This window comes from Salegentibacter sp. Hel_I_6 (genome assembly GCF_000745315.1).
Taxonomy (GTDB): domain Bacteria; phylum Bacteroidota; class Bacteroidia; order Flavobacteriales; family Flavobacteriaceae; genus Salegentibacter.
Window position 1 is genome coordinate 3,818,905 of sequence record NZ_JQNQ01000001.1, and the last position, 19,985, is coordinate 3,838,889.

General features: G+C 35.5%; 15 protein-coding genes. 7 read left to right on the top strand and 8 right to left on the bottom strand.

The annotated features are described in order from the left end of the window. Positions 1 to 75 precede the first annotated feature (75 nt). Together FG27_RS16825 and aroB are read right to left on the bottom strand one after the other, a co-directional pair. Entirely contained in the window at positions 76 to 372 is a 297-nt protein-coding gene (locus FG27_RS16825) for a hypothetical protein (protein WP_037321178.1), read from the bottom strand. Between the two features lie 61 nt (positions 373 to 433). Continuing rightward, complete coding sequence (gene aroB / locus FG27_RS16830; protein WP_037321180.1) at positions 434 to 1,504, bottom strand: 3-dehydroquinate synthase; 1,071 nt, start codon at positions 1,502 to 1,504, stop codon at positions 434 to 436. Positions 1,505 to 1,612: 108 nt separating this feature from the next. On the opposite strand from aroB, the gene FG27_RS16835 reads away from it, so the two are divergent. Beyond that, positions 1,613 to 2,815: a proline dehydrogenase family protein gene (locus FG27_RS16835; RefSeq protein WP_037321182.1), complete on the top strand. Its 1,203-nt coding sequence runs from the start codon at positions 1,613 to 1,615 to the stop codon at positions 2,813 to 2,815. A 64-nt stretch (positions 2,816 to 2,879) separates the two neighbouring features. On the opposite strand, the gene FG27_RS16840 is transcribed toward FG27_RS16835, so the two are convergent. From FG27_RS16840 to gcvT, 4 genes are all read right to left on the bottom strand, one after another. Beyond that, entirely contained in the window at positions 2,880 to 3,599 is a 720-nt protein-coding gene (locus FG27_RS16840) for a YebC/PmpR family DNA-binding transcriptional regulator (protein WP_037321184.1), read from the bottom strand. Between the two features lie 96 nt (positions 3,600 to 3,695). Beyond that, positions 3,696 to 3,986 carry a 4a-hydroxytetrahydrobiopterin dehydratase gene (locus FG27_RS16845; protein WP_037321187.1) on the bottom strand — a complete coding sequence of 97 codons (291 nt, stop codon included), beginning with the start codon at positions 3,984 to 3,986 and terminating at the stop codon, positions 3,696 to 3,698. Positions 3,987 to 4,074: 88 nt separating this feature from the next. Beyond that, entirely contained in the window at positions 4,075 to 4,890 is an 816-nt protein-coding gene (locus FG27_RS16850; protein ID WP_037321188.1) for a sugar nucleotide-binding protein, read from the bottom strand. Between the two features lie 3 nt (positions 4,891 to 4,893). Continuing rightward, positions 4,894 to 5,976, bottom strand: a complete 1,083-nt coding sequence (gene gcvT, locus FG27_RS16855; protein ID WP_037322427.1) for a glycine cleavage system aminomethyltransferase GcvT — start codon at positions 5,974 to 5,976, stop codon at positions 4,894 to 4,896. A 234-nt stretch (positions 5,977 to 6,210) separates the two neighbouring features. On the opposite strand from gcvT, the gene FG27_RS16860 reads away from it, so the two are divergent. Together FG27_RS16860 and hutH are read left to right on the top strand one after the other, a co-directional pair. Next, positions 6,211 to 7,734, top strand: coding sequence for a bifunctional ADP-dependent NAD(P)H-hydrate dehydratase/NAD(P)H-hydrate epimerase (locus FG27_RS16860; protein ID WP_037321190.1), 1,524 nt, complete (start codon positions 6,211 to 6,213; stop codon positions 7,732 to 7,734). A gap of 241 nt (positions 7,735 to 7,975) precedes the next feature. Further along, positions 7,976 to 9,484: a histidine ammonia-lyase gene (hutH, locus tag FG27_RS16865; protein ID WP_037321192.1), complete on the top strand. Its 1,509-nt coding sequence runs from the start codon at positions 7,976 to 7,978 to the stop codon at positions 9,482 to 9,484. Here hutH and FG27_RS16870 read toward each other — a convergent pair. After that, positions 9,481 to 9,855, bottom strand: coding sequence for a hypothetical protein (locus FG27_RS16870; RefSeq protein WP_037321194.1), 375 nt, complete (start codon positions 9,853 to 9,855; stop codon positions 9,481 to 9,483). The genes hutH and FG27_RS16870 overlap by 4 nt on opposite strands. 118 nt (positions 9,856 to 9,973) lie before the next feature. After that, on the bottom strand, positions 9,974 to 12,535 hold the full coding sequence (locus FG27_RS16875) for an ATP-dependent Clp protease ATP-binding subunit (protein WP_037321197.1): 2,562 nt from the start codon (positions 12,533 to 12,535) through the stop codon (positions 9,974 to 9,976). 250 nt (positions 12,536 to 12,785) lie between these two features. Between FG27_RS16875 and gyrA the strand changes: the two genes are divergently transcribed. From gyrA to FG27_RS16900, 4 genes are all read left to right on the top strand, one after another. Continuing rightward, positions 12,786 to 15,317 carry a DNA gyrase subunit A gene (gene gyrA / locus FG27_RS16880; RefSeq protein ID WP_037321199.1) on the top strand — a complete coding sequence of 844 codons (2,532 nt, stop codon included), beginning with the start codon at positions 12,786 to 12,788 and terminating at the stop codon, positions 15,315 to 15,317. A gap of 21 nt (positions 15,318 to 15,338) precedes the next feature. After that, positions 15,339 to 16,577: a tetratricopeptide repeat protein gene (locus FG27_RS16885; RefSeq protein ID WP_037321201.1), complete on the top strand. Its 1,239-nt coding sequence runs from the start codon at positions 15,339 to 15,341 to the stop codon at positions 16,575 to 16,577. 666 nt (positions 16,578 to 17,243) lie between these two features. Then, entirely contained in the window at positions 17,244 to 18,344 is a 1,101-nt protein-coding gene (locus tag FG27_RS16895; protein ID WP_037321205.1) for a sensor histidine kinase, read from the top strand. Between the two features lies 1 nt (position 18,345). Beyond that, on the top strand, positions 18,346 to 19,665 hold the full coding sequence (locus tag FG27_RS16900; RefSeq protein WP_037321207.1) for a sigma-54 dependent transcriptional regulator: 1,320 nt from the start codon (positions 18,346 to 18,348) through the stop codon (positions 19,663 to 19,665). The last annotated feature ends 320 nt before the right edge of the window (positions 19,666 to 19,985 follow it).

Here is a 19,985-nt window from a genome sequence, read left to right on the forward strand (position 1 = left end):
CAAAACGAATAATATGAAGTAATAAATTGAATAATAAAAAGGGAGATTAATCTTGTAGAAAAATCCCCCTTTTTATTATTGTTTGTCTTCTTCCTCTTCGTCTTTTTCCGGAATTTCTACAATGGGCTCATTATAATCTGAATCGTCATAATCGTCTTCATCAAAATTAGCCATAGTATTTTCCAGGCGTGTACTTACTTTTACCAGGTAAATGGTATCTTCAGTTTTCACTTCAACCGCTTCAATCGTTTCATTTTTAGCATTTTTAAATGCAATAATTTGGTCGTCGTCATACCCATCAGGATACTTCTCCACTAATAGACCCAGGATCTCGGGAGTTAATTTTTTGTAGTCAACAATAATTCTTTTCATAAATAAAATTTTATGAGGATGTAGTTAGTAGTTTTTAAAAATAATCTTTTTAAATTATAAATCAAGCTTTCCTGTAAAATTCAAAAGCATTCCAAATAACCTCATTTGGTACCACCTTGCAATCTATCACTGTTTCTCCAATATCTTTTAGAAGAACAAAATTTATATTGCCATGGGAGTTTTTCTTGTCATACTTCATTAAATCGATAATTTGCTGAATATCTTCTTCTGAAAATTCTACCCGATCATAAATATCCAGAATCTTATGAGTGATCTCGTCTAATTTTGTTTCCGGGAACTCCTGAAGTTCCTTTGAAATATAGGTAGCGAGAATCATCCCAATAGCAATAGCTTCTCCATGAAGCAAAGTTATTTTTTCTGAATGAGTTAAAAAATAAGATTCTATGGCGTGCCCAAGGGTATGACCGTAATTTAAAGTTTTACGTAATCCATTTTCTTCAGGGTCTTCAGTTACCACTTTAGATTTTATTTCTACTGACTCTTTAATTATCTCATCAAGATCATCTAAAGTAAGTTCGCTTAAATTAGTCACCCTATTCCAATAATCTTCGCTGCTAATTAATGCGTGTTTTAGGATTTCGGCAAGGCCGCTACGCATTTCGTTTTGAGGTAAAGTGCCTAAAAAGGCTGGCTCTATTATCACCATTTCAGCGTGATTAATTACGCCAATCTGGTTCTTAAGATTTCCCAGATCAACGCCGGTTTTGCCACCTACCGAGGCATCTACCATGGCTAATAAGCTTGTAGGCACATTAATATAATTAATGCCGCGTTTAAAAGTTGATGCTACGAAACCGCCAAGATCGGTTACCACACCGCCGCCTAAATTTATCATTAAGCTTTTGCGATCGGCATCTAGTTCAGAAAGTGCATTCCATAGACCGGTGCAGGTTTCCAGGTTTTTATTAATTTCTCCGGCTTCAATTTCTAAAATCTCAAAATTTTCAGAAGCATCAATTTTCTGGAGAAAAGCACTAAGGCAATCACGATGCGTATTGTTATCTACCAGGATAAAGACATTAGAGGGTTTTGCTTCCTTTAAGTATGCATTTATCTTTAGAAATCCATCTTCCTGATAGTAAACCGGGCCTTTCCCTGTCATATTAGACATAGTTTCTTGTAGTTTTTAGCATTTGTGATTCGGCTTCGAAAATAAGCAGAAATATTCATAATAAAATCAAACTTCAATAATTATATTTGCTCCAATTAATACACGCCCATGATAAATAGAAAAATTTTTAATGACACAAAAACAGCTTTTAAATTAAAATCTGATTTAGAACTGGATCGTGCTATCTTTTTGTTTAGTATGATGAATAAAAAGACCCTGGTAGATGCAGGTTCGTGGTTAACCAAATTCTCTTTAAAACTTCATCTTCCGGTTGAAGGACTTATTAAAAAGACCATTTTCGAACAATTTTGTGGCGGTGTTACAGAAGAGGATTGTAAGCCACTAACCAAGGACATGTATTCTAAAAAACTACATAGCATCCTTGATTATTCAGTAGAAGGTAAAGAGACCGAAGAGGAATTTGACGCCGCTCTAGATAAGAAAATGAAGCTTATAAAATTTGCAGCCAAAAGTGAAGAATTACCTTTTTCTCTTTTTAAACCTACCGGAATTGGAAGGTTCGCTATTTGGGAAAAAATCACAGAACGCATTAACCTAAGTGACGAGGAAAAGGAAGAATGGGACCGTGTTAAGAAAAGAGTAGATACCCTTTGCCAATGCGCTTATGATAATAACGTTAGGTTATATGCCGATGCTGAAGAAAGTTGGATGCAACTCGCAGCAGATGAGTTGATGGAAGATATGATGAAAAAATACAATAAGGATAAAATTCTTATTTATAATACTTTTCAATGTTACCGTTGGGATAGATTAGAGTATTTAAAAGAACTTCACGAAAAAGCTAAAGCAGAAGGTTTTAAAATAGGAGCTAAAATTGTACGTGGAGCTTATATGGAAAAGGAAAATGCACGCGCAAAAAAATATAATTATACTTCTCCAATTTGCGAAAACAAAGAAGCGACCGATGTTAATTTTAATAGCGTGATGTCTTATTGTTTAGCTAACCTCCAGGATATTCATTTATTTATTGGAACACATAATGAAGTTAGTAATTACCTGGCGTTGCAAAGTATGGAGGATAAAGGCTTGTCTTTAGACGATGAGCGTATTTGGTTTAGCCAATTGTATGGAATGAGTGACCATATTAGTTATAACCTGGCTAAAAAAGGATACAATTCAGCTAAATTATTGCCCTTTGGGCCAGTTAGGGAAGTAGTACCTTATTTATTGAGAAGAGCCCAGGAAAATACTTCGGTTAAAGGGCAAACTGGACGTGAACTTTCTCTTTTAGAAGAAGAAAAGAAACGTAGAAAAGGACAACCTACAAAACACGATAGGGGAGAGCATTAAAAGTAAAAAGCTGTTTAGAAATAAGTTTCCAAACAGCTTTTTTTATGTCTTAAAATAGAGAAAATTAAGCATCCGTTTCTTCCATGGTGTGATATACATTTTGCACATCATCATCTTCTTCCAGTCTTTCCAGTAATTTTTCAACATCTGCAGCTTCTTCAGCAGAAAGTGGTTTTGTAACCTGCGGGATTCTTTCAAATCCTGAAGAAAGTATTTCAATTCCCCGGTTTTCTAATTCTTTTTGAATGGCTCCAAAATATTCGAAGGGGGCATAAATGTGAATACCATCTTCATCTTCAAAAACTTCTTCGGCGCCAAAATCTATAAATTCCAGTTCCAATTCTTCCACGTCAAGTCCTTCAGCATTTAATCTAAAGTTGCAGGTATGATCAAACATAAATTCTACTGATCCTGAAGTTCCAAGATTTCCATCACATTTATTAAAATGAGAGCGAACATTGGCAACGGTACGGTTATTATTATCGGTAGCGGTTTCTACCAATACGGCAATTCCGTGGGGTGCATAACCTTCAAAAAGTACAATTTTATAGTCGCCCTGATTTTTATCACTCGCCCTTTTAATGGCTCGTTCAATATTATCTTTGGGCATATTAACGCTTTTCGCGTTTTGGATAACTGCTCTTAGTTTGGCATTGGTATCAGGATCTGGACCACCTTCTTTAACAGCCATTACAATATCTTTTCCAATACGAGTAAAGGCTTTGGCCATTGCAGACCAGCGTTTCATCTTACGCGCCTTTCTAAATTCAAATGCTCTTCCCATGTATTTTTAATAAAAAATTGAAGCAAAAATATAAAAAAGCTTCCAATTCAATTTAAAAATTGGAAGCTTTAAATTTTAATGCTCTTTTTTCTGAATTTAAGCCGAAGCTTCAACTATTTCTTCAATAGCTTTTGCCAGTTTAAAATCTTTTTCTGTGACACCATCGGCATCGTGCGTAGAGAGTGAAATTTCAAGTTCATTATAAACATTTCCCCAACTAGGATGGTGTTCCTGGGCCTCGGCTTCAAAAGCAATTCGCGTCATTACCGTGAAGGCATCCTTAAAATTAGCAAACTGAAAAGAAGTATGAATCGCATCGTCTTTATAAACCCATCCTTCCAGACTTTCCAGCTTTTTATTTATTTCATCTTCGCTAAGCTTTTTCATTATAATGTTTTTTGTGATTAGTTCTTTAAATTTAAGCAACTAAAGCCTGAATTTTGAATCTAAATCACTTTTAGTACAAGATTAACAACTATTGTTTAACAGAAGCCTTTGCAACTTGCTGCACCGAAATCTGAAGATTCTTAGGTAATATGTTTTCCTTAGGTAACACCGCTAACAACCGGTCGAAGTTAGAATCGTAGATATTTTTGAAAACAAGATTTTTATGACCTAAAACTTCACAAACTTCTTCAATAAAATCTTTTTGATGCACTAGATCACTACTTCCTAAATGAAAAACACCTTGTTTTTTTCTATTAATAATGTAATGAACTTGTTGCGTTAATTTCTCAATTTCGGTAACATTAATCACCACGTTTGGAAAAACCTCTATAGCTTCCCCAAGATCAATAAGCGTTTTAATTTGCTTTAATCGCGGAGAATTCTGGCCAAAAACCATGGGTAATCTTAGGATATTGTATTTATCGTTGGGCAGTCTTAAGAGTGCGTTTTCGATCTTTATTTTAAACCTTCCGTAAATACTTTGCGATAAGGTCTTGTCATATTCATAAGAAGGGAAATTGGTAAAAGCATCAAAAACATTTGCTGAAGAAATAAACAGTAATTTACATTTATGAGTGAGGATGTAATTGATGATTTCAAAATGAGCTATAATTTGCGCATCAAAATTTCCGCGAACAGCCGAAATAATTATTGTTGGCTTCAGGTTCTTAAGTAAAATCTCAATATTCTCAGTTTCCATATCAAAATGATGAAACTGGTGATTTTCTTCAAAAACGCGGTTTGGAGTGTGATAGGTACCGTGGGTATCAAAAAAGGAGCATAACTCTTTATATAAGGCATTGCCTATAAAGCCGCTTGCTCCTAAAATTAAGATTCTTTCCAAAAATTATCCTTTATAAAAGGGCAATTTCACCTGAATGGCTGGAATAGATTTTTTTCTAACTTTTATAAAAATCTTATTGCCAAATTTAGCAATTTCAGAAGGTACATAACCTAGACCAATTCCTTTTTCCAGTGAGGGTGACATTGTCCCGGAAGTTACTTCGCCAATAACCTTGCCATTTTCATCTTCAATTTCATAGCCCTGGCGTGGGATTCCACGTTCTTCCATTTCAAAAGCGATAAGCTTTCGTTTTGGTCCTTCTTCTTTTTCTTTCTTTAAAGCTTCGGAATTAATAAAGTCTTTGTTGAATTTAGTGATCCAGCCTAACTTAGCTTCAATAGGTGAAGTAGTTTCGTCTATATCGTTGCCATAAAGACAGAAGCCCATTTCTAATCTTAAAGTGTCACGGGCGGCCAAGCCAATTGGTTTAATGCCAAATTCTTCTCCAGCTTCCATCACGCGATCCCAAATTTGCTCGGCATCTTCGTTTTTAAAGTAGATTTCAAATCCGCCACTCCCGGTGTAACCTGTAGCCGAAATAATAACTTTATCAATTCCCGCAAATTCAGCAACCTCAAAAGTGTAAAATTTCATATTAGAAAGATCTACATCGGTTAAAGCTTGCATAGCTTCTGCAGCTTTAGGTCCCTGGATAGCTAAAAGGGAAAATTCATCAGACATATCACGCATTGTTGCATCCATAGTATTATGCTGCGCGATCCAATTCCAGTCTTTATCTATATTTGAAGCATTTACAACCAGTAAATATTTTTCAGAATTAATTCTGTAAATAATTAAATCGTCTACAATTCCGCCGGTTTCATTAGGCATCACTGTATATTGTGCCTTGCCGTCTACCAATTTTGAGGCATCATTAGTAGTAATTTTTTGAATAAGCTCTAAAGCTTTATCCCCGGTAATAAGGAATTCCCCCATGTGAGAAACATCAAAAACACCTAATTTTTCACGAACATTTTGATGTTCAATATTCACTCCTTCATAGGAAACAGGCATATTATAACCCGCAAAAGGTACCATTTTGGCATTTAGTTTTTTATGTCTGGCAGCTAGGGCAACTTCTTTCATTATCTCTAAAATTTTCGCAAATTTATTCATTTCACTTTGAATACAATATTAAAATAGGCTTTTTGTGAGGAATGATTAAATACTGTAGCTTTTAAAGCTTAGATAATTTTTAAGGATAAAACCTAAAATCTATTGTAAATCAATTCAAATTTTAAGTTTAGATTAGTTTTTTAAGACGAAGCTTTCAGGCTTTAATTTGTAATTTTATAAGAGTAATTTTTCAACCAAACTATTATGAAGATATTATCTGCAGCACAATTAAAACAAGCCGATGAGATTACAATTAAAAATGAAGGAATCTCGAGCACTCGATTAATGGAACGTGCAGCAAGCCTGGTTTTTAATGAAATTCATACCCGGCTGGAAGGTGCAGATATAGCTATTAAAATTTTCTGCGGAATAGGAAATAATGGTGGCGACGGACTTGTAGTTGCTCGGTTACTGCATAAGTACGGTTATAAAGTGAAAGTTTATGTGGTGAACTACAGCGAAAAACGATCTGATGATTTCCTGGTGAATTACGATCGCTACAAAAAGGAAAGTCATACCTGGCCTGATCTTATAAAAAGAAAAGAAGATTTTCCAGAGATATCGCCCGGGGATTTTGTGGTAGATGCAATTTTTGGAATTGGTCTAAATCGGCCTGCTGAGGGTTGGCTAGCAGAATTATTAGAACATGTTAACGAGTCTGGTGCGTTTTGTTTGGCGGTAGATATGCCATCGGGTTTATTTCCTGATAGGGTGCCCGGGGAAAATGATGCAGTGATAAAAGCAAATTACACCCTTACTTTTCAAACTCCTAAAATGGTCTTTTTTTTACCAGAAACAATGGGTTTTGCCGGTGAAGTACAGGTGTTGGATATTGGACTGGATCGCGACTTTCTAAAAGATATAAAACCTATTGCGCAGGTTATTGGGAAACGCGAAGCGCGACATCTTTATAAGAATAGAAATAAAAATTCGCACAAAGGAGATTATGGGCATAGTCTTGTAATTGGTGGGAGTTATGGTAAAATTGGTAGCATCGTACTTTCGGCGAAATCTACTTTACGGGCTGGTGCGGGTTTATGCAGTGTTTTTGTTCCAAAATGTGGCTATGAAATCCTACAAAGCAGCTTTCCGGAAGCTATGGTAATTACCGATGAAAGTGATATTGAACTCACAAATATTGAGACCGATTTACAACCAGATGTGATATGCTTTGGAATGGGTGCTGGGAAATCTAATAAAACCGTAAGAGCTTTTAAGGATTTATTAGAAAGAACAAAAAGTCCAATGCTTATTGATGCCGACGGATTAAATATGCTTTCTGAAAATAAGGATTTATTAGAATTTTTACCCAAAAACTCAGTATTAACACCTCATCCTAAAGAACTCGAACGGCTTGTTGGAAATTGGGATAATGATTTTAAAAAGATTGAAATCATTGAAGAATTTACCAAAAGATATAAGATTATCTTAGTGCTTAAAGGAGCTCATACTTTTGTGTTTACCGGCAAACATACCTATATCAATAACTCCGGGAATCCAGGAATGGCAACTGCGGGGAGTGGTGATGTGCTTTCGGGAATTATTTCGGGCCTAATGGCGCAAAAATATGAACCTTTGGTAGCCGCAATTTTGGGAGTTTACCTGCACGGACTCTCAGGAGATATTTGTGCTGAAAAAATTGGCTACGAAGCTTTACTTTCCGGTGATATTTGTGACAACCTGGGAAAAGCCTTTTTGGCATTAATGAAAGAAGAAGCAAAGAGCTAAAATAATTTTTACAATTGTTTAATTATTAATACTTAAAATTTCGGATTTAAATTTGGATTACTTCAATAGAAATAGGATTTTTGACGCCATAATTAAAAGGATATAAATAAAGGTTTCAAGTAATGATTTTTTGATAATATCCGAAATAAAAACATGAATATTTCCTAAGCGAAATAATATTCTTAATTGTAATAATAACAATAGATTCAGAATCAATCCTTACTACAGAAAACCATATTTTATGCAATCTCATCATTATATCTGCTCAGCAATTTTAGATTTGGAAACCATTGAAGATATTTTGGTGAATAAAAAGAAATTAGCGCTTAGTGAAGAAGCTGAATCAAATATTGAGCGATCAAGAAAATACTTAAACAAAAAAATCACCGAAAGTAACACTCCGGTTTATGGAATAAATACTGGTTTTGGAGCTTTATGCAATGTGAAAATAAGTCCGGGTAAATTAACTGAACTTCAGGAGAATCTCGTGAAATCTCACGCCTGTGGAACCGGAGATAAAGTGAATAAAGAGATTATAAAATTGATGCTTTTACTCAAAATTCAATCTTTAAGCTATGGAAATTCCGGAGTTGCTTTAGATACAGTTTTGAGACTTATAGATTTTTATAATTTTGATATCCTACCGGTAATTTATGAACAGGGTTCATTGGGAGCGTCCGGAGATCTTGCTCCTCTAGCACATTTGGCTCTGCCATTAATTGGAGAAGGGGAGGTTTATTTTGAAAATAGTATAATTAGTGGAAAAGAACTGCTTAAGCTGAAGGGCTGGGAACCTTTGCAGCTGCAATCCAAAGAGGGATTAGCTTTACTTAATGGTACTCAATTCATGAGCGCTCACGGGGTTTATACTTTACTAAAGTGCTATAAATTATCTTACCTGGCCGATCTTATTGGAGCTATTTCTATAGATGCTTTCGATTGTAATTTATCGCCTTTTGATGAATTAGTGCACTTAGCAAGGCCACATCGGGGGCAAATAAAAACTGCTGAACGTATTCGTAGATTTTTACAGGATAGTAAAATTGCCGAAAGTGAAAAAGAAAATGTACAGGATCCTTATAGTTTTAGATGTATTCCGCAGGTTCATGGCGCGAGTAAAGACACCCTTAGTTTTGTAAGAAAAACAATTAAAACAGAGATTAATTCGGTTACCGATAATCCTAATATTTTTATTGAAGAAGATAAAATTATTTCAGGAGGGAATTTTCACGGTCAACCCTTGGCTTTGGCGCTCGATTATTTAGCTATCGCTATGGCTGAGTTAGCTAATATTTCAGAAAGAAGAATTTATCAGCTAGTTTCAGGTTTACGAGGTTTGCCCGCGTTTTTAGTAGAAAATCCTGGTTTAAATAGTGGTTTTATGATTCCACAATATACTGCTGCGAGTATAGTTAGCCAAAATAAACAACTTGCGACGCCGGCCTCTGTTGATTCTATTGTTTCTTCAAACGGGCAGGAAGATCACGTGAGTATGGGAGCTAACGGTGCTACAAAACTTTTAAAAGTAGTAGAAAACTTAAACAGTGTTTTAGCGATCGAGTTATTTAATGCGTCCCAGGCTATGCATTTTAGAGAACCTGCAGAAACATCACAAAGACTGGGGGATGTTTTAAATGATTTTCGAAATGTAGTTCCAGTACTGCATAAGGATGTAACAATGGCGCCACATATAAAAGCTGCAAAATCTTTCCTGGAAAACTTTAATTTTACAGAAAATATCTTTGATTAAATTCTGAATTGAATCCAATTTATTGCTTCCTCAATTCTTTCAAAAACCTCAAAAGAATTAGGGTCTTTGTAAAATTTACGTTCAACCTTATCTGCGTTCAATCTTATAAGCCCATTATCACTAACTACTGCAATTGCTTTCAAATTTTTTGCACGGGCAGAGTCTCTGTAAACCAAAGGATCTACCGCGTAGGAGTTTTTTCTTAAAGAAATATAGCCGTAAGACCTATCTTGAAAAACTTCTTTGCCAATGGCCAATAATTTATGATTGTTTTCAGTATTGAATAGAAGACCTTCATTTAATTCGGCGATAAGAATATTCTTGAAAATGCGCACCTGCCCAAATTCTAATTCTAGATTTTCTGTAATCATTACTGTAGGGATTTATTATTTGCAAATTTAGTTTAATTCCTTATATATTATAAAAAAAAGGCTATTTGAAAATCTTATTTCAAATAGCCTTTAATAAGTGTAAGAATCTTTTAAAATATTAAGATTCTGTTTCTTCAATAGCTTTGTCTATTTTTATAGTAAGCTCATTTTTCTCTTCATCAAGATCCATAAAGATCTTATCGCCTTCAGCTAATTTTGAAGTGATAATTTCTTCCGCAAGGGCATCTTCAATATATTTTTGAATCGCCCTGTTCAGTGGTCTTGCACCATATTGTTTGTCAAATCCTTTTTCGGCAATAAAATCTTTAGCTTTATCACTTAATGTTAAGTTATAACCAAGGCTTCCAATTCTACTGAATAGTTTAACTAATTCAATATCAATAATTTTATGAATATCTTCTCGTTCAAGACTATTAAAAATCACAACGTCATCAATTCTATTCAAGAATTCAGGAGCAAATGCTTTTTTAAGAGCGTTTTCAATTACTCCTTTCGCATTCTCATCAGCTTGTGAGCGCTGCGAAGAAGTTCCAAATCCAACTCCCTGGCCAAAATCTTTTAGTTTTCTGGCTCCAATATTAGAAGTCATAATAATAATCGTATTTCTAAAATCGATTTTTCGTCCCAAACTGTCAGTTAAATAACCGTCGTCCAATACTTGTAGCAGCATATTAAAAACATCTGGATGGGCTTTTTCAACCTCATCAAGAAGAATTACTGCATAAGGTTTTCTACGAACTTTTTCAGTAAGCTGTCCACCTTCTTCGTAACCAACGTAGCCCGGAGGTGCTCCAATTAATCTTGAAATTGCAAACTTCTCCATGTATTCACTCATATCTATTCTAATAAGTGAATCGTCATTGTCAAATAGCTCACGAGCCAACACTTTAGCTAACTGAGTTTTACCTACACCAGTTTGCCCTAAGAAAATAAACGATCCAATTGGTTTGTTAGGATCTTTAAGACCTGCACGGTTTCTTTGAATGGCTTTTACCACTTTTCCAACCGCATCGTCCTGGCCAATAACCTTTCCTTTAATTTTCTTAGGAAGCTCAACGAGTTTATTACTTTCAGTTTGTGCAATACGGTTAACAGGAACTCCAGTCATCATAGAAACAACATCAGCTACGCTATCTTCATCAACCGTTTCCTTGTGCTTTTTAGATTCTTCTTCCCATTTTTCCTGCGCTATTTGTAGTTCTTTTTCAAGATTTTTCTCATCATCTCTAAGCTTAGCAGCTTCTTCGTATTTCTGCTTTTTAACGACAGAATTTTTCTTTTCACGTACTTCTTCCAACCTTCGTTCCAAATCTAAGATTTGTTTTGGAACATCAATATTGGTAATATGTACACGGGCACCTGCTTCATCCAGAGCATCTATAGCTTTGTCTGGAAGAAAACGATCGGTCAAATATCTGTTGGTTAAAGTCACACAGGCTTCAATCGCATCATCGGTATATGAAACGTTGTGGTGATCTTCGTACTTATCTTTAATATTATTAAGGATTTCAATAGTTTCTTCAACTGTAGTTGGCTCTACAATAACCTTTTGGAACCTTCGTTCCAGGGCGCCATCCTTTTCAATATACTGCCTGTATTCATCTAAAGTAGTCGCACCTATACATTGAATTTCACCTCTGGCTAAAGCTGGTTTGAACATGTTGCTGGCATCAAGACTTCCTGTGGCACCACCGGCACCCACTATGGTGTGAATTTCATCTATAAAAAGAATAATATCATCATTCTTTTCTAACTCGTTCATCACCGCTTTCATCCGTTCTTCAAACTGGCCACGGTATTTTGTTCCTGCTACTAAACTTGCAAGATCTAAAGTAACAACACGTTTGTCAAAGAGTATTCTTGATACTTTACGTTGAATTATTCTAAGTGCCAAACCTTCAGCAATAGCTGATTTACCAACTCCTGGCTCACCTATTAAAAGAGGGTTATTCTTTTTTCTTCTACTTAATATTTGCGAAACTCTTTCAATCTCTTTCTCACGTCCAACAACGGGATCCAATTTGTCATTTTCAGCCATCGCAGTTAAATCCCTTCCGAAGTTATCTAAAACAGGAGTTTTAGATTTTTTCGAAGTTTTTCCTGGCCCGCTACCACTTCCGCTAAATGGATTATCTTTTGTAGCATCATCAGTGCTGCTATCGTCATCAGAAAATGACTCGGCAGTAGGACTGTCCTGAAAATCGTTCTCATCACTAGCGATCATATATTTAAACTGATCTTTAACCCCATCATAATCTATCTTAAGCTTATTAAGTAGCTTCGTTGTGGGGTCATTTTCGTTTCTCAAAATACAAAGTAGTAAATGAGCTGTATTGATATTGGAGCTTTGAAAAAGCTTTGCTTCTAAAAAAGTCGTCTTTAATGCCCGCTCTGCCTGGCGGGTAAGGTGCAGGTTTCTTTTTTCGTTAGAAACTGCTGTAGATTCTGGATTAGCAGGGCTTAATATTTCTACTTTACGTCTTAGATGACTTAAATCTATATCTAAGGCATTTAAAATATCTATGGCTTTGCCATCTCCATCTCGCAGCAAACCAAGCATAAGGTGTTCAGTGCCAATAAAATCGTGGCCTAAACGCAATGCTTCTTCTTTGCTATATGCGATTACATCTTTTACTCTTGGGGAAAAATTATCATCCATCTTTATCTTCCTTTCTCTCTATGATTTATTCAGTACGAAACTTTCAAAAATTGTACCTAATCCTATGATATTAGCTAATTGACAAAATTACTTTCAATATTCAAAGGGTAAAATAAGGAACTTATTAACGATAGCACACTAAATATTTGTTAATAAAATTTGGTTAAACAATGCGCCAATTAGGGCTTCAACATCTATAAAATATGTAAATTGGCACGTTAGATTTTAGAACTAAAATAAACTTTACAATATGGCTGAAGGAGAAAAGCTTATTCCTATAAATATTGAAGATGAAATGAAATCGGCCTACATTGATTATTCAATGTCGGTCATTGTGTCACGTGCGTTACCAGATGTTCGTGATGGTTTAAAACCGGTACATCGCCGGGTATTATTCGGTATGTATGAACTTGGAGTACTCTCTAACCGATCTTATAAAAAATCGGCCAGGATCGTAGGGGAAGTACTTGGTAAGTATCACCCTCACGGAGATTCTTCCGTTTACGATACTATGGTAAGGATGGCCCAGCACTGGAGCATGCGTTATATGCTTGTGGATGGCCAGGGTAACTTTGGTTCTGTAGATGGCGATAGCCCTGCAGCAATGCGTTATACCGAAGCCAGGATGCGAAAAATCAGTGAGGATATGCTTGCTGATATCGACAAAGAAACGGTAGATACTCAGCTTAACTTTGACGATTCATTAAATGAGCCGGTGGTTATGCCAACGCGTATTCCCAACCTTCTTGTAAATGGAGCGAGCGGTATTGCCGTAGGTATGGCTACCAATATGGCACCCCATAATATTTCTGAAGTAATAGACGGAACCGTTGCCTATATTGAAAACAACGATATTGAGATAGATGAATTAATGGAGCATATAAAAGCTCCTGATTTTCCTACCGGTGGAATTATCTATGGTTACGATGGTGTTCGTGAGGCATTTAAAACCGGAAGAGGCCGGATTGTAATGCGCGCCAAATCTCAATTAGAAGAGATTAACGGAAAAGAATTTTTAGTAGTTACTGAAATTCCATACCAGGTGAACAAGGCAGATATGATCAAGAAAACTGCCGATTTGGTAAATGAAAAGAAAATTGAAGGGATTAGTCTTATTAGAGATGAATCTGACAGAAATGGAATGCGTATTGTTTACCAATTAAAGCGCGATGCCATTCCAAACATTGTATTAAATACCTTATATAAACATACAGCTTTACAAACTTCCTTCAGTGTAAATAACATTGCACTTGTTAAAGGAAGGCCAGAAATGCTCAATCTCAAGGATATTATTTATCACTTTGTTGAGCATAGACACGAGGTAGTAGTAAGAAGAACAGAATACGAACTTCGGAAAGCTGAAGAGCGCGCTCATATCCTGGAAGGACTTATTATCGCTTCAGACAATATAGACGAGGTGATTGCTTTAATTCGTTCTTCCAGCAACGCCGAAGAAGCCAGAAATAAATTAATTGAACGTTTCGAACTAAGCGAGCTACAGGCAAAAGCCATCGTAGAAATGCGTTTACGTCAACTTACAGGACTGGAGCAGGATAAACTGCGGGCAGAGTATGACGAAATAATGGCAACCATAGAAGACCTTAAAGACATTTTGGCGCACAAAGAGCGCAGAATGCAGGTTATTAAGGACGAACTTCTGGAAATAAAGGAAAAATACGGCGACGAAAGGCGTTCTACTATAGAATATGCCGGGGGTGATCTAAGTATTGAAGATATGATCCCGGATGAGCGTGTAGTAATTACCATCTCTCATGCAGGTTATATTAAAAGGACTTCCTTAAATGAATACAAGACCCAGAATAGGGGTGGAGTAGGTCAAAAGGGTTCTAATACCAGGAATGAAGATTTCCTTGAATACCTTTTCTCTGGAACCAACCACCAGTATATGTTATTCTTTACTCAAAAAGGTAAATGTTTCTGGATGCGGGTTTACGAAATCCCGGAAGGCAGCAAAGCCTCCAAGGGTAGAGCCATCCAAAACTTAATCAATATAGATCCAGATGATCGCGTAAAAGCTTTTATCTGTACTCAGGATCTTAAAGATGAAGAATACATCAATAAGCATTACGTAATTATGGCCACTAAGAAAGGCCAGGTTAAGAAAACTTCTCTTGAACAATATTCAAGACCTCGTACTAATGGAATAAATGCCATTACTATTAAAGAGGACGATGAATTGCTGGAAGCAAAACTAACTAATGGTGATAGCCAGGTGATGCTTGCAGTACGAAGCGGTAAAGCTATTCGGTTTGAAGAAGGTAAAACCAGACCAATGGGAAGAAATGCTTCAGGAGTTAGAGGAATTACCCTTGCCAATGATAAAGACGAAGTGGTAGGAATGATCTCAGTAGAAGATTTTAATTCTGATATTCTCGTAGTTTCTGAAAATGGTTACGGAAAAAGATCCAGCCTGGAAGATTATAGAATTACCAATAGGGGAGGAAAGGGTGTAAAAACAATTTCTATAACTGAAAAAACCGGAAGTCTTGTTGCAATTAAAAATGTTTCAGATGAGGAAGATATTATGATCATCAACAAATCTGGAATTGTAATAAGAATGGAAGTAGCAAACCTCAGAGTTATGGGACGTGCAACTCAAGGAGTTAGATTGATCAATCTTAAAGGGAATGATGCTATTGCCGCTGTCGCAAAAGTATTGCACGATGAAGATGATGTTGAGCTAATGGAAGACCCGGAAAAGACCGAAGGTGCTGATGAAAATCCAAATGGCACAACTATTGTAGACGATAGTGAAGAATAACTAAATAAAAACCAAAACAAGATGAAAACTAATATTTTTACTGTAGCGATGTCATTATTATCAGTGGCTGCCGTTGCTCAAAAAAGTGAAATTAGAAGTGCGGGTGATGCCGTAGAAGATGGCAACTATGCAGAAGCCAAAACTGAATTACAAACTGCTGAATCTATGCTTTCTGAAGCTAATGATAAATGGACAGAAAGATTTTATCTTTATAAAGGTCAGGCTTATTTAGGAAGTGGTGAAAACGCTTCTCTTGAAGACCTGGAAACAGCAGCAGAAGCTTTTAAAAAGGCTCAGGAAATGGGTAATGATGATGATGCTGTACAGGGCTTTGATCAAGTAAGAAATGCATTGGTACAAAGTGCAATTAATGATCAGAATACTGAAAATTATGAGAGTGCATCAGATAAATTGCGTTATAGCTACGAGCTTAACCAACAAGATACACTTTATCTTTATTATGCAGCGGCTAATTCATTAAACGCTCAAAATTATTCTGAAGCTCTTGAAATTTACAATGAACTTAAAGAGCTGGGCTTTGATGGTTCTGGTGTAGAATATGTGGCCACCAATGTAGAAACTGGTGAGGAAGAAATTATGCCTAAAGAGCAAAGAGAACTTATGCTCAAAACAGGAGAATATGAAAATCCTCAGGATCGTAAAATTCCTTCTAAGAAAGGAGAAATTGCTAAAAATATTGCATTAATCTATATTCAGGAAGGTGAAGACGAGAAGGCAATTGAAGCGATTAAAGATGCTAAAGCTGAAAATCCTGACAATATTGCATTACTACAGGCTGAAGCTGATGTTTATTACAGAATGGGTAATAAAGAGAAATATAATGAATTAATGCAGGAGATGGTAGAGAAGAATCCTAACGATCCTAATATTTATTATAATCTTGGTGTTACCGCAGCTGAGCTAGGTGATAACGAACAGGCTGTCGAGTATTACAAGAAAGCACTTGAAATTGATCCAGAAATGGACAATGCAAGAATGAATATTGTAGTTGCTGTTCTGGCTAAAGAGCGTGATCTTATTGACGAGATGAACGAGCTTGGTATGAGTAAGGAAGATAACAAGCGTTACGAAGAATTGGAAAATGAGCGTAAGGCTGTTTATGAAGAAGCAATTCCTTACCTGGAAGATGTAATTGAAAATGATCCTGAAAATGTTGAGGCTATTAGAACCACAATTAATATCTACACTCAATTAGGAGAAGAAGAAAAAGCAGCTGAACTTAAAAGTAAGTTAGAGTAAGCTATTCTTCAATATTATCAAAAAAACCACCGGTCTTCCGGTGGTTTTTTTTATGCTTTAAATTTAAATCCATAGAATTCAGTTTATATAAACTTGAAGTTCGATAGGGAGAAAAAAAATAAAATCTATAATTTTTGAAATTGCATTACAAGACTAATAAAAACAGCTACAAAAAGAACTAAGAAAATAATTGTAAACTGGTTATCCGCCCATATTGAATAGTAAAAACATCTCTGCAAGTAAATTAAGCTACCAATTATGATAATAGCTAATAAACTAAAACCTTTAAGAATGTTACTTTTCATAATAATCAAGATAAAAAAATTATAACACAATTTTAAATTTGGTTAAAACCACCTTTCCAAATCTTTGTAAATTATTTCAAATTGTCGATATAAATAATGACGGTTTAAGCTGTTCAAAACCTGTACCTGAGTTTGGAAAAACACCACTATCAGTATTTTAAAATACTGATATTCAAAATATTATAATTTTATTTTAATTTTATTAGGTTTATGATAGTGGTACAAAAATTCCCGGTTGGAGAAAAAAGTTCCATTAAGGGATATAAGAAATGATCTACGGCTTTTTATCTTTATTTCCTATGGTATAATAAAGTTGAGATCATCCAATCTGCTTATATTTGTTTGAGGAAATCGGTTAGAGATGAAACCAGAAATTATATCTATTGAAGAGAAATTGCAGGAACGAATTAAAGAGCTTTCCTGCCTTTATAAGGTCTCATCGGCTATAAGAGAACATAGTGTTTCTTATGAAAATACCCTGGAATCTATTGTACAGATATTAAAAAACGCCTGGCGCTTTCCAGAGCTTGCCACTGTAGAAGTTAAATGTGAAACTTTTCATTTAAGTTCCAATCCAATTCCGTTAGAAGCCTATTCGCAAACTAGTATAATTCATATTTCAGATAAAGAAATGGGTTTTATAAAAGTACATTACCCGGCTTCTGATTTATCCAAAGCGCACTTTCTGGTAGAAGAACAACGCTTGCTCGATAAAGTAGCTGATGAAATTGCATTATTTTTCGAGCGTCAAAATATTAAAATTCAGGAAGAACTTTTAAAACAAACAGCGCAGAGAAACGACCGTTTGTCTATTTTAGGAGAAATTACTGCAGGAATAGCTCACGAGCTAAATACACCATTGGGTAATATTCTTGGTTTTGCTGAATTTATTGAAGAAAAAACTAAGGAACCTCAAACTAAGCGTGATACTCAAAAAATTCTGAAATCAACTTTATACTCCCGGGAGGTTGTAAAAAAACTGATGTTTTTTTCTTGTGATATGCCACAGGATATTAAAAAAATTGAAATAAAACCGGTAATTACACAAGCGCTTTCCCTATTAAGACCAAATTTTAAAAAAGCACATATCAATTTTAATTTTAGCATCCAGGCCCCTACATTAAAAGCTCAGGTAGATGCTATACAATTAACCCAGGTTTTCTTTAACCTGGTAATTAATGCGATTTATTATTCCCCTAAACACTCTGAAATTAGTATTCAAATTAATAATGATGATATGCATTATACTATTGAAATTGCCGATGAGGGAAAAGGAATTGATCCTGAAGTAAAAGATAAGATATTTGAACCTTTCTATACTACTAAACCCTTAGGAGAAGGTTCCGGGCTTGGCTTAAGCGTAGTGCATGGTATTATAAAAAGTCACAGGGGAGAAATTAGTATTGCTGAAAACATTCCAAAAGGAACTATCTTTAAAATTAAACTCCCACTAAATCTATAATATGGCGATAAGAAAAGAAAACCTATTAATAGTAGATGATGATTTTGATATGCTGGAGGTATTAGATCGTCATCTTGAGCAGGAAAATTACCATACCTATAAAGCGGCCTCGGTGGCAGAAGCAATAGATATTTTAAAGTATAGTGAAATTAATCTATTAATCACCGATCTACAGATGCCTGGAATGAATGGGATGGAATTGGTAAAATATGCTGATGATCATTATCCCGAAATACCGAAACTTGTAATTACCGGATTCCCTTCTATAGATAATGCACTAACCGCTATAAAATCTGGCGCTTTAGACTATTTACCCAAACCTTTTACTAAATCCGAATTACTTAATTCAGTTAAAAAATCACTCTCTCAGCGCACTAAAAATTCAAAAATAGTTATGCCTAAAAAGTTGAGGCATAATTATGCTGGCATGGTTGGTTCTTCGGCAAAATTTGAAGAATTGGTTGATATTATTGAAAGAGTGAAAAATAACCGTGCTACTATTATAATAAGAGGGGAGAGCGGTACAGGAAAAGAACTGGTGGCAAGAGCAATTCATTATAAAGGCTCATTTGCTCAAAATCCTTTTATCGCTGTTAATTGCGGTGCTATCCCTGAAAATTTATTAGAATCAGAATTATTTGGCGCTAGCAAAGGAGCATATACCGGTGCGTCAGAAACCCGGGAAGGATACTTCCAGGCGGCCAATGGTGGAACTATTTTTTTAGATGAGATAGGAACGGCTTCGCTTTCTGTTCAGGTTAGATTATTACGAGTACTTCAGGAGAAAGAAGTGAGAAAACTAGGTGCACAGGGTTCAGAAAAAATTCAGTTAAGAGTTATCGCGGCTACAAACAGTGATCTAAAGGAGATGGTAGAGAAAGGCACTTTTAGAGAAGATCTATACTATCGTTTAAATGTAGTTGATATTGAAACGCCGCCTTTGCGAGAGCGAAAGGAAGATATTCTACCCCTGGCAAAAACTTTTCTTGATAAATATCAGCGAGATTATGGCAAAACCGGTTTAAAATTATCGGAAAAAACAATTGAAATTTTAAACCGATATAATTGGCCTGGCAATATACGGGAGCTGGAAAATATAATTCAACGGGCCATTATTATGAGTGAAACTGAAATTCTTCCACAGGATTTGCCGGCTTCGGTAAAATATCAGCTTCCGGCTGCAGAAGAAGAGTTAATGGCTTTAAAAGAAGTAGAAAAAAGACATATTTTAAAAGTTCTTGTAGCTGTAGATCAGAATAAATCAAAGGCAGCAGAAATCCTTCAAATAGACCGTAAAACCTTGCGAGAAAAGATCAAATAATTTTTCGGGTAGTTATCTCCCACCCGGGTAATTTCTTTTCAGCATATAAAATATTAAAGATTTTATTCATTCATATATCTAACTGAAAATCAGTTGAATAATTCTCTTATGCTCATTATTTAACCTTTTGGGCACAGCTTTAGCTTTAGTACTTTCCAAAAAGACAAACTTTATGAATATAGCTGAAATAGAGAGGCCCGCAGTTTTAGAAGAAAATGAAAAAGGGCTACAGCGTGCAGGTAGTGAACTCTTTAAAACGCTTTGTTTTAATTGCGATTTAAGACATCACTGCACGTGGAAGAATAATAGAAAGATGTATT